This is a genomic window from Enterococcus sp. UD-01 (assembly GCF_044909655.1).
Classification (GTDB): domain Bacteria; phylum Bacillota; class Bacilli; order Lactobacillales; family Enterococcaceae; genus Enterococcus_L.
In genome coordinates, this window is the sequence record NZ_JBIYEU010000006.1 from 1 (window position 1) to 14,040 (window position 14,040).

Here is a 14,040-nt window from a genome sequence, read left to right on the forward strand (position 1 = left end):
TCTCCAGCTCCTCCATACAGTCGGTCGCTTCCGCTTCCTCCGTCTATGATGTCATTGCCGGCTCCGCCAGATAGGTAGTCGTCTCCGGCTCCTCCAAGTAAGTGATCATCTGTATTTGAGCCGTAAAGGTAATCATTTCCTTGATTGGTTGAAGTTTGGTCAATAAGATTTAGATAATGTTCATTGGTTGCAAAATGAGATTTGAATTGATAAAACATAGAATCTAATTGCGGTTCTCGATACCGTAAATAGGTTGCCATTTCTGAAAGAAGGTTTTCATTTTCAGCAGTAAATAGTTGTTGTTCAAGAAACACATTCATCAAATCTAAATGATACCCAGAATCATCTTTGACAATCATTGATAAATACGGCTTCAAGATGGTTTGACTCATCATTTCCATATAATACATTTCTACAAAATCTTGATACATCTTTTCTAGCATAGGGCCAGCTGTTGCATTGGGATTACGCCCATTTTGTCCATTAAAGACAGAACCCATGAAAGCTTCAACTACTGCCAGATGCTGAGCATTCATATGACTTCCTCTGCTATTACTTGCTACTCGATCAGCGCCTGATATCTTAAGGAGCAACTGTTCAACTAGTTCTTGTCTAAGACTTCTATCTTCTTCACTGATAATTTGTTTGACTAACTGTTGCACTTGATTATCCTGTGACATTGCTGTATGTAAAGAACGTATATTACCTATACTCCGTATATTCGGCATATCTTCAAAACCAACAACATTTTCATGCTCCTTCGTATCATAATAATCACTAGATACCCATAGCTCGCCGATACTAGCGACTTTCCCATCTATAAATTCAAAGGATGCTGTATTTCCAACGATTGCTTCTGTCGCAGTACCCAAATTTTCTTCCTTGGCATTCAAAGAGATAGAAATAATGCCTAATTCTTTAAGCGTTTTTAGTTCTCCAGCATCTGATACACCATCTCCATCGTTATCCACCCACACAAGCAACTGGTCAAAGATAGCATCATTTTGATCAATGATTCCATCGTGATTCGTATCATATTGGGCTAAAGCTTCAAAACCATTTTTGGCTAATTCTCCATTTGCAAGCATGGTATAATTTCCAAAGACTTCTCGTCCATCATCAATTTGACCGTTACCATTCAAGTCTAAGGCAAGTATGCCATCTTGTGTTGTCCAGTTCATCTTTTCGCGGAAGCCATTGCTGTCCAAATCGAAATAAGTACCTTCTTTTTTGCTGAGAATATTATAACCATCTCCGGCCAAATCTAAAATCAGTGGATCATAAACAGCGCTTACAGCTTCACCAAAGAGACTATTCCATAAATCTCCCAGGCAATCCCCAATACTTTCTCCCAACATACTGCCTAATACTCCACCGCCTATACCCAATAACAAACCTAATGGTCCGCCGAATAAACCGCCTAACAAGGCAGAACTAATGAAGCTACCGCTACTAAAGCCTAATGTTCCCATCAGCCAGCCGCCCGCGGAACTGAATGCCCAATCTTTCACATATTCGATGGCCTGATCTTTGTCCCCGTTCAGCCAAGCAGCAATTGCATTTTTCGTTACAAAGCCCATTTCAATCACATCAGCTAAAACACCAGCAATTGCTAAAGCTTTGCCAGCTTTGCCATGTGTCAGCCAATAGCCGGCCTTCTCTAAAGCCTCATCAATCTGATCACGAATCCGCATGTAGTCTTTTCCAGAAAGTCCTTTTGCACCATCTACTGCATCGTCCAGCCAGTTGATGGAAGCAGTCCCTCTTTCATCCCCAAGCAGATTTTTCATTTTTTGTGAAAAGCTTTTATCTGCAATAATCATCTCATCTAAATCAATATCTGCTTTAGTCCACCCATTTTTATCTAATATTTGATTATGTTTTTTTCTTAAATCAAGATAATCTTGCATTGATAAAGGTTGGCCTATGCCGTCCTCTACACGTTTCAGCCAAACATTGCTATGAGTCGAAGAATTGTCCAGATGCTTGGTAAACTCATCTACTGTACTTCCTGATTTGAAAATTTCAGAAGCATCTTTTTTTATTGTATCCAGAAGATTATTAAAATTGGAGTTTGTATGCAGATTGTCCAGATCAGCAGTTGCCATAATCTGATTCCATTCTCGCTGAAACAGTTCTTTTGGCATGCCATTGATTGAAGTAACGTTAGGATTATTTAATATATTCGGCATCTCTACCATTGCCCATGTTCGTGTTGATGAAGCATTTGGGACAATACATATTACACTTCCGGTAGTTTCCTGCGCCAGACGTTTAGAAGCTTCCGCCCATGGGCCGGTTGTTCCGTTTGTATCCCCTCCGTAGAGGTAATTTCCAAGAGATTTTTCAAAATCTTTAGGTTTTACATTGGGATAAGTATTTTGATAAGCTAGTTTAACTGCGTTTTTATAATCTTCACTCAATAAAAACTTTCCCACATGCGTACGATCTATCACCCTCACATTTGTTGCATTATCATCGACTAAAGCTTGAATTACACTTGAACTATGAGTTTTGTCGTTAATCATTCCACTATACAAAATTGTTGTTGCATTTCCACTTGCTACTGGATCTTCAATAGAGATTTGACGAACTAAATCTTCTAACTTATCTAGAGTTAGTTTATTACTCTTTGAAAATTCTTTTAATTTTTGTATAGCTTCATCATAATTAAACATTAATATGCCCTCCCTTCTACTAAAATTTGAATATTAGGAATAGGTGGGTTTGAAACTTGAGTTCCATCTCGACCATAAACGATCATAGCTTCTTTTAAATCTTGAAAAATTTGTTCTTTTTTACTTTTTAACTTTTCTGATAAATGAATTCCTGGTCCATATAAATTGTTTGGAAAAGTCATAATACGATCAAATTCCCATCCTTCTAAGTCTTCCTCACCCCAAATTCGTTCCATTTGTACAATAAATAAACAACCGTACCAATAATAGTAAAACCATACTTCATCTGAATTATCCTGATTCACTCGATTCGTTTTTACGAATACAGTTTGATCCTCATTTACTGTCATTCCACTCCATGTTGAATACTCTCCAACTCTACCTTTTTTTTCTGGATACATTTCTGCAAAGTACTCTGCCCACTTCATTGCTTCTTCTTCTGATAAAATTACATTTTTAAATTTCATTTTTCCTCCTACCTTTCTTTTTTCAGCATTCTTTTATTACCTTACAATCCGTTTCATTTTCTCCTTTCTTTTAAAATAAACACTTCTTATTACTTTAACTCTAAAGTAACAAGAATTATTTATTTTTCTAATATCTTACTAATTAATTCATTAACAAATGTCATGTTTTTCTCTCCTTCATATTCCTTTATTTTCATTTCGTCTCTCTAAACTATCGAATGCCTCGCAATGCTAATAAGTTTTGTGTCGCATAGGAAAATGATTCTTCGAGGGCCGGTTTAACAATTTCAAGATATTGATCACAAACAGCTTTATAAGAATTTTCTAAGTCATCAAAATCAAGCTTTTCATCACTATATAGTAATGTTCTGGCATGATCATAATAATGTTTAGCATAAAAAATTAAGCATCGCGTTTCTCATCCATGTTGTGGATAAACACTTGTTGCTAATTCGGCAACAGTATAGGATGAAAAGATCTCCGAGAGTTTTAATTCAACAAAAGGTACAGATTTACCTAATTTTATGAAATCATTGTGATAATTGTTTATTTTTCATATAGTTCTCTCAAATAGTGCCCTAAATTTGAAATATCGGATTTGAATTTTTCTTATGTTTCAATTGTCATCATATTAATTTCTCTCCTTTTTATATTACTAAATTGTAGTTAAATTCCTTTGTTTTCGATTATTACTTTCATAAATTATTCAGCTACTTTTTGAGCAGTCTTTTATGTTTTATCCGTAAAGATAATCATTAACTGCATCACTCAAAGCTTTTGCTTTCAAATTGGGAGAGGCAGTAAGTAGAGCCATTCGAACAGCATCCCTGTATGGATTACTCCTTAAAAATTCAGCCACAGGAGTTCGATCTAACAAGCGAACATCCTTTCTTAACGCTAAATCTTCAATTAGCAGATGACTGTGTGTTACTTCATCAATCATACCGCTATACATTATAGTTGTGGCGTCTTCATTCGCCAAAGGGTCATCAACTGAAATTTGTCGAATTAAAGCATTCAAATCTTCGAAAGTAAAATTCCTTTTTCTTTGCCTCAACTTTTTTAGTTCTTTCAACCCTTCTTCATAATTAAACATTTGATTCATACACCTCTTTTTCTAATCTAATTTTGATATTGGGGAGTGGTGGATTTGCCACCTTTGAGCCATCTACGCCATATACAATTAAAGCCTGCCTTAAATCTCTAAAAATGATTTTTCTTTTCTTTTTTAGTTTTTGAGGCAAATGAATACTCTTACTTGAAAGCTGCTCAGGATACGGATTAATCCAATCCACCTCCCACGCTTTTAGCTCTTGTTTTTCCCAAATTTGTTTCATTTGTATATTAAATAGATAGCCATGCCAAAAGTAGTAAAGCCAAACTTGTGTAGGCTTATCCGGGTTATCACATTTGTGTTTTACAAAAACGGATTGGTCTTCATTAATGGTCAGGCCGGACCAGGTTGTCCAGCGTCCTACAAAGCCAGCTTTAGTTGGGTATTTCTCTGCAAAATAATTCGCCCACTTCCCTGCTCCTTTTTTAGTTAAAATTACGTTCTTAAATTTCATTTTTTTCTCCTTTTTATCGCTATTCAAAAACTCAATTTATCTTAGTTTAAAGCTTTCATCCAAATACTTCGTTACCGGTTCAAAAAAGAAATCAATGATTCTTCTCCGTCCAATTTCAATATCCGCAGTGACATTCATTCCTACCAATACATTTTTTGGATCAGCTCTGAATTTGGTTTGCTTTTTTAACAATTCTACTTTAGCCTTATACATCATTTGCTGATCTTCCTGTTTTTCTGCCTCCGGACTGATGTATGTCACCTTCCCCTCTAAAACACCATTTTTTTGAAATGAGAAAGCTTCTACTTTAATTGAAACCTTCTGCCCGATCTGAACATAGCCAATGTCCTGATTTTTCACTAAAATCTCAAAATATAACGGGGCTTTTTCAGGAACGATGGTTAAAACCTCTTGAGCCTGCGGTAGTGTTTCTCCCAGCTCATCCGTCGTAATTTCACCAATAGTTCCGGAAACTGGTGCGGTTACTATTTGGTTTTTTACATACTCTTCACCTTTATCAAGAGCAGCTTGGTATTGTTCGATTTCCTTATTTTTTTCCAAAATCATTGTGGAAATTTTATTTTTTTCTTCCGCCCGTGTACTTTCAATCTGTAAATCAAATTCCCCATTCTTGGCATTAGCTAAATTGATATTTTCCTGCTGTACCGATAAGTCAGCTGTTAGTTGCGCAACTTTTGCCTGATAAGAAGCAATCTGACTATCCAGCTCTTTGATGGCTTCTTCCAGCTCTGCTTTTTTTACTGCTATCTGCGCTTCTTTGTTTTCACGATCCGCTTTTTTACTTTCCCATGCGCTCTTATACTCTTTATTTTCTTCATATTTTTTCCGATAATCTGCTTCATCGCTTTGCGCATATTTTAACTGGAGTTCCAGTTGCGCTAATTCTTCTTTACCTACAGCTTGGTTTTTCTTTTCTTCTAAATAGGTAATCTGAGTTTTTGTATTACTTATTTCTGCATCAATCGATTTTTTTTGAAACTCATACATTGATGCATAACGTTCCTGTTGAATTTTTTCGCTTTGCAAAACCTCAACTGCCGACTGCACTGAAGTAAGCTGAATATTATAATAGGATTCAACTTCTGGATTTTGTCTAATTTCTTCTATCGACAAATAATCCGTTAGTTTTTTGTCTTTGAAAATTGCTGTTAACGCTTTTTTTTCTAATTGAGACTGCTGCAGTAATTTTTCATTTGAAACGTTATCAATCCCAATGACTTGCTCATCATCCACTGAAAATAATGTAGTTCCTTTTTTTACTTTTTGTCCCTCTTCAACATTCATTGCAATAATCGTACTTGTTTTTGGCATCTGAACTCGATATATTTCTCCCTTTGGTTTAGTTGTTCCTCTCGCAGTTGAAACTACATTTATTTTTCCAAAAAAGGTAAATAATAGTATTAAAAATAGAAACAAGCAAATCAGCTTAACAATCCATCTTCCTATTGGCGAGATAGGCTTATCGATCAGCTCAATAACATCCGGCTGAAATTCATTAAGCAACTTCATATCTTTTTTATTTTTACGTAATAATCTTTTTTCAGATGCTTTTTGCATTCGTTGATTTAATTTCCACATCATGTGTTTTTCTCCTTTATGCCTTTTTTACTAAAAGTTTTTTCCAAGCATTCCTTCCTGTTGTTCGTACAAGCCTTTAAAAATTCCTTCCGGCTGTGCTAATAATTCTGGAATACTGCCCATTTCTTTTAGCTCTCCATTTTCTAAGGCAAAAATACAATCCGCGTCTTTTATTGTCGTTAAGCGGTGCGCAATGATTAGAACAGTCCGGTTTTCAGCAATTTTCTTAAGATTTTGCTGAATAATATGTTCTGATTCAACATCCAATGCAGAGGTTGCTTCATCGAATATTAAAATCTTAGGGTCCGTTATCAACGCACGTGCAATTGCTATCCGCTGCTTTTGTCCCCCTGATAAGCCAACACCATGTTCTCCAACCTCTGTATCATAACCATTAGGAAAAGAAGCAATGAAATCATGAGCTCCAGCTGCTTTGGCTGCTTCAATAACCTTTTCTATGGATGCACTAGGATAATTAATCGCAATATTCTCTCTAATTGTTCGATTAAATAAAAAATTTTCCTGTAAAACTACACCAATTTGACTCCTTAGCCAAACCATATCCGTAACGGCAATATTAACGCCATCAATGTAGATATCCCCAGATTCAGGAACATAGAGCCGTTGGATTAGTTTAGTCAAGGTACTTTTACCTGAACCGCTCCGTCCAACAATACCAATTGTTTGACCTGGCTGGATTTCAAAACTCATTGCTTTAATTGCTGGTGATCGGCTTGGATCATAACGAAAAGTGATGTTTTGAAAAACTATTTTCCCTTGTAGCGCCTGCATCCTAGTTTTATTATTACTTTCTTCTTCTGGTTTCGTATCAAAAATATCACCAATCCGATCAATAGAGATACCGGTTTGCTGAACCTCACGCCAAATTTGCACAATTCGTAAAATAGGACTGCTAACCTTACTTGCCAACATACGAAAAGCAATCAGCTGGCCAACTGTTAATTTTCCTTCTAAAACAGCTTTTGCACCAAACCATAAAATAAGTAAATCAGACACCTTTTGAATAAATTGTCCGATAACGCCAACGTCTCCAGATAAAATTGATCCCTTAAAGCTGGCCTTGGTGTAGCCGGCTTCCAGTTCCCCCCATTGTTCCTTCATTTTAGGCTCCAAAGCAAGAGATTTTATGGTATGAATTCCTGAAACACTTTCTACCAAAAAAGATTGTGCTTCCGCACCTGTTGCAAAGCGTTCATCCAGTCTTTCTTTAAATATAGGAGTGGTAATCATGGAAAGTAATACAAACAAAGGAATGGTCAGTAATAAAATCAACGTTAATTGCGTAGAATAAAACAATAAAATTATGAGATAAAATACCAGAAAAATACAGTCAATTATGGCATTCAGTGGCGTACCTGTCAAAAAATTACGAATAGTTTCCAATTCTCTAATACGTGCCACCGTATCTCCAACTCTTCTATTCTCAAAATATCTTAATGGCAAACGCAGCAGATGATCATACAGTCTAACACTAAGCAGTAAATCAATTTTATTCGTTGTATTTGAAAACACATGATTTTTAGCTATCCCCAAGATTAATTCGAAAACAAAAGCAATCAGCAAGCCTGTTCCCAAGACCGTTAGAGTTGCTAAACTGTGATGAGACAATACCTTATCAATGACTACCTGAATAAAAATTGGACTAAATAGGCCCAGTAGTTGAATAAATAAAGCAGCCAGCATCACTTCCAACAAGACATGCTTGTATTTGATAATAGACGGTAAAAACCATTTAATTCCAAATTTCTGATTTTTTTTCTTAATTTGCTTGTGTTTGAGCAAGAGAACTGTTTCAATCTCCATTGTGTAAAGCTCATCCAATGATAATTCTTTTGGTCGCTGTTCTAATGGAAAATAAATTAGTGCTTTTTCTTTAGTAGCTTGAATCAACACAAAATAATTTCCAGCCCAATCCTTCAATATACATGGCATAGGCAAACGATAATACAACTCTGGTGTAAATCGACTACTTTTCGCTTTATAGCCTAAATATTTAATAATCTTAAGCATTTGTTTTTCATCTACATCAGCAAATTCTGTCATATTTAATTCATGAAACATTTGCGGAGGATCGATAGGAACTCCGTATAATTCACTTACCACTAACAAACTCAACAACCAATCATTTTTCATAAAACTCCTCCAACATAAGTAAAATAAATTTTCAATTTAGTAAAATTAAGTTAAGACTTTTGAAGCATATAAATCGCTTCAAATATTCAATTTAAATGTCCATAAAACACAAAATACTTTATAAAAAATAACATATAATTTATATAATAATTATCACATTTCTCCTTTGTGTATTCAATAGAAAAAACGAAACCTTTCTTTACAATTTCTTTCTATTTAAAAGAAAAAAGCAGGAATATTTTTCTAAATTTTCTGTAAACAATGTGAACATTTTGTTTTCTCATAAAGAAATAACTATCTTTTTATAATATAAAATAGAAAAAAGTTGGTTCTTCACGTTTAAGCACTCAATTATTATGGCTCTATTTTTAAATAAAAAGACATTTTTTCAAAATTACTCCGCTATAAAATTATTAATAAAATAAAATCATTTGTCTGAATAAGACCATAAGTAAATTTTACTTTTCAAAAATATTTTTTTAAGAAATTTATGTTAATTAACAAAAAAAAACACTATATAATATTTCCAGAATCCAAAACCTTATCAAGCTTTTAAAACAAAAAAAGCCCGATCTCTCGATAAACAAGAGATCGGACAATCATACTATTAATGATTATTTTACAGTTACTGAAGCGCCAACTTCTTCTAAAGCAGCTTTTAAGCTTTCTGCTTCTTCTTTAGAAACGCCTTCTTTAACTGGTGCAGGGGCGCCATCAACTACTGCTTTAGCTTCTTTCAAGCCTAAGCCAGTTGCTTCACGAACTGCTTTGATAACTTTAACTTTTTGGTCGCCAGCTGCTGTTAATTCAACAGTGAATTCAGTTTGTTCTTCTGCTGCGCCACCTGCTGCTGGTCCAGCTACTGCTACAGGAGCTGCTGCTGATACGTCAAATTTTTCTTCGATAGCTTTAACTAATTCGCTTAATTCTAAGATAGTCGCTGTTTCTAATTCAGCAACGATGTTTTCAATGTTCAATGCCATTTGAATTTCCTCCATTTAAATTAAAATTGTTTGATTTTTTTGTTTATATTTTTGAATCAGGCTGCTCTTAAGCAACTTCTTCGTTTTTCTCTGCCACTGCTTTGACAGCGTAAGCCACGTTGCGGACTGGCGCTTGCAATACAGATAATAGCATAGAAAGTAAACCTTCGCGGCTTGGTAGTTTTGCCAACGCAGTAATTTCTTCTACTGAAGAAACTTTTCCTTCGATGACGCCACCTTTGATTTCTAATGCTTTTGCATCTTTAGCAAATTCGTCGATGATTTTAGCTGGTGCTACTACATCTTCATTGCTGAATGCTACAGCAGTTGGGCCTGTAAAGACTTCGTCTAAGCCGTCTAAACCAACTTTTTTAGCTGCACGAGAAAGGATAGAGTTTTTGATAACTTTCATTTCTACGCCGGCATCACGTAATTGTTTACGCAAGTTAGTGACTTCTTCAACTGTTAAACCACGGTAGTCCACGATTACTACTGATGCTGCTGATTCAAATTTGCCAGCGGCTTCTTGAACTAGGGTTTCTTTTTTAGCGATTGCTGCTTCACTCATTTATTTCACCTCCTGATTTTGATGGTGAAGTTTTGTTGGTTTGCGAGATGAAACGTCGCTCACTTCGTTCGCCAAGTATTGTTTTACATCGGCTTTTTTCAAAAAGTCGTGTAAAACAACAAAACTCCATGCCACCGTAGACATAGAGGGACCGAATTGTATGTATCAACAATTGTCCTCGGTAGGAAATTAAGACTTGCGTCACCTACTGTCTTCGGTACAGTTAATCATTAACCTCACTCACTTTACCATAGGGCAAGTGAGTGAGTCAAGAATTTTTTAGAAATTTTTTACTATGATCTAGCTTCACGACCTAAGGCTTCGGAAAAAAGATAAATTTTGTTTGTGACAAAAAGCGTCACAATCAAAATTTCCTATTTTTCTGTCAGCCTTGAGCGAGTTCGTTCAGCTTTTCTTTTGATCTAGCTTCACGATCTAAGACTTCGAAAAAAAGATAAATTTTGTTTGTGACAAAAAGCGTCACAATCAAAATTTCCTATTTTTCTGTCAGCCTTGAGTGAGTTCGTTCAGCTTTTCTTTTGATCTAGTTCCATAGACCAGATTGCTCAGCAAATAGATAAACTTCCTTCAAAGATAAAAACCATCTTTGAGTAAGTTTCCTAATTTGCTCACAATCTAACCGGTCTATTACACTTTTCTAATTAAAAAGAAGCTTGGTCAACATGGATTCCAGGTCCAAATGTTGTTGTTACTGAAATGTTTTTGATGTATTGACCTTTTGCTGCTGATGGTTTAGCTTTCACTAATACATCATTGATTGTGTTGAAGTTTTCAACTAATTTTTCATTATCAAATGAAACTTTACCGATTGGTACATGGATGTTTCCAGCTTTGTCAACACGGTAAGTTACTTTACCAGCTTTTACTTCGTTAACAGCTTTAGTAACGTCCATTGTTACAGTACCAGTTTTAGGGTTAGGCATTAAACCTTTAGGACCTAAGACACGTCCTAATTTACCAACTTCAGCCATCATGTCTGGAGTTGCTACTACTACGTCAAAGCCAAACCAGCCTTGTTGAATTTTGTTAACCATATCTGCATCGCCTACGAAATCAGCGCCAGCAGCTTCTGCTTCTTTCGCTTTATCACCTTTAGCGAAAACTAAAACAGTTTGTGTTTTACCAGTTCCGTTTGGCAATACAACTGCTCCACGGATTTGTTGGTCTGCCTTTTTAGGGTCAACGTTTAATTTATAAGCAACTTCAACTGTTGCATCAAATTTTGCGATATTTGTTTCTTTTGCCAAAGCTACTGCTTCTTCAACTGAGTAAGCTTTTGTAGCATCAACTTTTTTCAATGCTTCTTGCATTTTTTTGCTCTTTTTAGCCATTTTGTTTCCTCCTTGATTGTGGTTATAACGGTAGAACCTCCCACGTAATTCATATCTTTAAATATGAAATAAACTGAGAAGCTACTTCTTTGGGATGCCGGAATAAAATTATTCTACAGTGATTCCCATGCTTCGTGCAGTTCCTTCAACCATGCGCATTGCTGCTTCAACATCAGCGGCGTTTAGGTCTGCCATTTTAAGTTCAGCGATTTCTTTTACTTGATCGCTTGATACTTTAGCTACTTTCGTTTTGTTTGGTTCACCAGAACCTTTTTCGATTTTTGCAGCTTTTTTCAATAATACTGCAGCTGGTGGTGTTTTAGTAATGAATGTAAATGAACGATCTTCATATACAGAAATTACTACTGGAATGATCAAACCAGCTTGATCAGCTGTACGAGCGTTGAATTCTTTAGTGAATCCCATAATGTTGATACCCGCTTGACCTAATGCAGGACCTACTGGCGGAGCTGGTGTTGCTTTACCTGCAGGAATTTGCAATTTAACGATTTTTTCTACTTTTTTTGCCACGAGACATACCTCCTTAAGTCCGTGATGTGGTTAATTGGAGATGAAGATTTCTCCTCCCACGCGATTCTTTGGCTACGCCAAGAAAAGTTGTATGCAAAAACACACACTAAAACAGTATACAACTTTCCCTCTGGATTTTCAATGCTTTTCCTGTATTTCCCTTGATAGCTTCTGAAATAATTGCTTTTGACTAAATAGAACGCTTCACTATCCTGTAGTTTTTATTTTTCTCCGGCCTCTACATAGCTCATATCGCCGACTGATTCTACCTTGAATTGGTTATTTTCATACACAATTTTTGTTACGCTGGCATTTTCTAATTGGATCGGCAGCTCATCATCCGTTAAGTCCGAAACCATCGCTAAAATAGACATACCGTGCGCCACCAGTAAAACATTGCCGCCGTCTGCTTCTGTCTTTTTGGCAATTTCCTTCAATGCAGTCTGCATCCGTTTTTTAACTGTCGGCTGATCTTCCGCTAAACCGGTCGTATCTAAAGATTTTAGATTTTTTACAGCGTCTGCCATATTCACTTTGCGGTCAGCGAAGGCTTTCATGAAATCTTCATAGGAATTATAGCCCATTTTTTTACCAACGGCTCCCCACATGTTTTCATCGGTATCCCCTTCGTAAATACCAAAACAAAATTCACGTAGACGCTTATCTTCAGTTAAAGGAACTTTTTTCTGTCCACTATTATCTAATACTAACTCTGCCGTTTCACGAGCACGGCCTAAATCACTGGAATAAGCTGCCGTAAACTCAATATTTTCTTTCTTAATACCTTTACCTAATGCTTCTGCCACTTCAACCCCAGCATTCGTTAAAGGTGTATCTGCCCAGCCTTGCGCACGTGTGACTGTATTAAACATTGTTTTCCCATGGCGCGTTACATAAAAAACGACCGGTTTTTCCTTAGCTACCTCTGCACTGCTGCTGGATTGACTGTCACTTTGCTGATTTCCTCCATTGTTTCCGCACGCCCCTAAAACGAATACGGCACTTAATAAGACAAACCCCTTCAAACATTTTTTAGCAATTTTCATTCTAACTCTCATCCTTTCTACTTTATAAAAATGAAAAAACTGAACAATGATGCCAGTTCAAAGAACTAGACCAATTGTTCAGGTTTTGCCCAAAACAGGTAACAATCCCGATTGCTAAATTAATTATAGAAATAAAAGAAAGCGCTGTCAACGATTATTTTACTATAAATTTAAAAAACTAGACAAATTGAAAATTTACACAATAGAAAACAGATATATTCCAGCCGATATAGCTGTCGAATGATCCGAATTATTCTTGAAAACTTTCTCATTTTTTAACTAAAACTCCTTTCTTTTTCAAGCGCATATGTTAAACTACTAGCTGTTAGTACATAGTTATCTGCAGAATACAAGAAAGGTCGCCGGCTCTTTTAGGTTCGACAGCCTTTTATGCTAATTTCGCCGAAAGGAATGAGGTAAAATGATGGAACAATTACGTTATAAAAGTGTTTTTGACATTATTGGTCCGGTAATGGTCGGTCCAAGCAGCTCGCATACAGCCGGTGCTGCCCGTATTGGCAAAATCGTCCGCAGTATTTTCGGAGAACAGCCGGATACGGTTGATATTTATTTGTACGAATCTTTTGCTAAAACCTATCGAGGACACGGCACAGATATCGCTTTAGTCGGCGGACTGCTTGATATGGAACCAGATGATGAACGCTTGGCAGACTCATTGAAAATCGCGCATGAACAAAAGATGGAAGTCTTGTTCGTTCCTTTAAAAGAAAAAGCGGAGCATCCTAATTCTGTTAAGTTACTGGTTTCTAAAGGTGATCGTAAGCTGTCAGTAACCGGCATTTCCATTGGCGGCGGCAATATTCAGATTTCAGAGCTGAACGGCTTTAAGATTTCCCTGACGATGGGCACACCAACCTTCATTATTGTCCATCAGGATGTACCCGGAATGATCGCAAAGGTAACCAACTTGCTTTCCGAAACCAATATTAATATAGGAACTATGACCGTTACTCGTGAATCCAAAGGTGAAAAAGCCATTATGATTATTGAAATTGATCACGCGGAGATTGGCGATATCACCATGAACTTAGTGCAAATTCCGCATATCTATAGTGTTAATTATTTTGATTAAG

At 36.2% G+C, this 14,040-nt stretch carries 12 protein-coding genes and 1 other annotated feature; of the genes, 1 reads left to right on the forward strand and 11 read right to left on the reverse strand.

Annotated elements, in window-relative coordinates; genetic code table 11:
• From ABH902_RS06865 to ABH902_RS06915, 11 genes are all read right to left on the reverse strand, one after another.
• Positions 1 to 2,678, reverse strand: a 2,678-nt coding sequence (locus ABH902_RS06865) for a hypothetical protein (protein ID WP_404589845.1), incomplete at its 3' end; no start/stop codon positions are given.
• On the reverse strand, positions 2,678 to 3,145 hold the full coding sequence (locus tag ABH902_RS06870) for a hypothetical protein (protein WP_404589847.1): 468 nt from the start codon (positions 3,143 to 3,145) through the stop codon (positions 2,678 to 2,680). The genes ABH902_RS06870 and ABH902_RS06865, both read right to left, overlap by 1 nt.
• A 736-nt stretch (positions 3,146 to 3,881) precedes the next feature.
• Positions 3,882 to 4,241, reverse strand: coding sequence for a hypothetical protein (locus tag ABH902_RS06875; RefSeq protein WP_404589849.1), 360 nt, complete (start codon positions 4,239 to 4,241; stop codon positions 3,882 to 3,884).
• Positions 4,234 to 4,713: a hypothetical protein gene (locus ABH902_RS06880; RefSeq protein ID WP_404589850.1), complete on the reverse strand. Its 480-nt coding sequence runs from the start codon at positions 4,711 to 4,713 to the stop codon at positions 4,234 to 4,236. Before ABH902_RS06880 ends, ABH902_RS06875 begins: the two co-directional genes overlap by 8 nt.
• Positions 4,714 to 4,749: 36 nt before the next feature.
• Positions 4,750 to 6,315: an HlyD family efflux transporter periplasmic adaptor subunit gene (locus ABH902_RS06885; RefSeq protein ID WP_404589852.1), complete on the reverse strand. Its 1,566-nt coding sequence runs from the start codon at positions 6,313 to 6,315 to the stop codon at positions 4,750 to 4,752.
• Positions 6,316 to 6,342: 27 nt separating this feature from the next.
• A complete protein-coding gene (locus ABH902_RS06890; protein WP_404589854.1) occupies positions 6,343 to 8,466 on the reverse strand; it encodes a peptidase domain-containing ABC transporter in 2,124 nt (707 codons plus the stop codon).
• A gap of 614 nt (positions 8,467 to 9,080) precedes the next feature.
• A complete protein-coding gene (gene rplL / locus ABH902_RS06895) occupies positions 9,081 to 9,449 on the reverse strand; it encodes a 50S ribosomal protein L7/L12 (protein ID WP_154778066.1) in 369 nt (122 codons plus the stop codon).
• 67 nt (positions 9,450 to 9,516) lie between these two features.
• The gene (gene rplJ, locus ABH902_RS06900) at positions 9,517 to 10,017 is read right to left on the reverse strand and encodes a 50S ribosomal protein L10 (RefSeq protein ID WP_404589855.1); all 501 of its coding nucleotides are present in this window, start codon (positions 10,015 to 10,017) and stop codon (positions 9,517 to 9,519) included.
• Between the two features lie 108 nt (positions 10,018 to 10,125).
• Positions 10,126 to 10,253, reverse strand: a sequence feature (ribosomal protein L10 leader region).
• A gap of 426 nt (positions 10,254 to 10,679) precedes the next feature.
• Positions 10,680 to 11,369, reverse strand: coding sequence for a 50S ribosomal protein L1 (rplA, locus tag ABH902_RS06905; protein WP_404589856.1), 690 nt, complete (start codon positions 11,367 to 11,369; stop codon positions 10,680 to 10,682).
• Positions 11,370 to 11,477: 108 nt separating this feature from the next.
• Positions 11,478 to 11,900, reverse strand: coding sequence for a 50S ribosomal protein L11 (gene rplK / locus ABH902_RS06910; protein ID WP_404589858.1), 423 nt, complete (start codon positions 11,898 to 11,900; stop codon positions 11,478 to 11,480).
• 221 nt (positions 11,901 to 12,121) lie between these two features.
• Positions 12,122 to 12,946: a histidine phosphatase family protein gene (locus ABH902_RS06915; protein ID WP_404589859.1), complete on the reverse strand. Its 825-nt coding sequence runs from the start codon at positions 12,944 to 12,946 to the stop codon at positions 12,122 to 12,124.
• Positions 12,947 to 13,370: 424 nt separating this feature from the next.
• Here ABH902_RS06915 and sdaAB point away from each other — a divergent pair, with 424 nt between their 5' ends.
• Positions 13,371 to 14,039, forward strand: a complete 669-nt coding sequence (gene sdaAB, locus ABH902_RS06920) for an L-serine ammonia-lyase, iron-sulfur-dependent subunit beta (RefSeq protein WP_404590066.1) — start codon at positions 13,371 to 13,373, stop codon at positions 14,037 to 14,039.
• The last annotated feature ends 1 nt before the right edge of the window (position 14,040 follow it).

What these genes read in the sequence shown, in the direction of transcription:
- ABH902_RS06880 (WP_404589850.1), bottom strand. Translation starts at nt 4,713, where the DNA reads ATGAAATTTAAGAACGTAATTTTAACTAAAAAAGGAGCAGGGAAGTGG.
- rplJ (WP_404589855.1), bottom strand. Translation starts at nt 10,017, where the DNA reads ATGAGTGAAGCAGCAATCGCTAAAAAAGAAACCCTAGTTCAAGAAGCC.
- ABH902_RS06890 (WP_404589854.1), bottom strand. Translation starts at nt 8,466, where the DNA reads ATGAAAAATGATTGGTTGTTGAGTTTGTTAGTGGTAAGTGAATTATAC.
- rplA (WP_404589856.1), bottom strand. Translation starts at nt 11,369, where the DNA reads ATGGCTAAAAAGAGCAAAAAAATGCAAGAAGCATTGAAAAAAGTTGAT.
- ABH902_RS06875 (WP_404589849.1), bottom strand. Translation starts at nt 4,241, where the DNA reads ATGTTTAATTATGAAGAAGGGTTGAAAGAACTAAAAAAGTTGAGGCAA.
- rplL (WP_154778066.1), bottom strand. Translation starts at nt 9,449, where the DNA reads ATGGCATTGAACATTGAAAACATCGTTGCTGAATTAGAAACAGCGACT.
- ABH902_RS06885 (WP_404589852.1), bottom strand. Translation starts at nt 6,315, where the DNA reads ATGATGTGGAAATTAAATCAACGAATGCAAAAAGCATCTGAAAAAAGA.
- sdaAB (WP_404590066.1), top strand. Translation starts at nt 13,371, where the DNA reads ATGGAACAATTACGTTATAAAAGTGTTTTTGACATTATTGGTCCGGTA.
- ABH902_RS06870 (WP_404589847.1), bottom strand. Translation starts at nt 3,145, where the DNA reads ATGAAATTTAAAAATGTAATTTTATCAGAAGAAGAAGCAATGAAGTGG.
- ABH902_RS06915 (WP_404589859.1), bottom strand. Translation starts at nt 12,946, where the DNA reads ATGAAAATTGCTAAAAAATGTTTGAAGGGGTTTGTCTTATTAAGTGCC.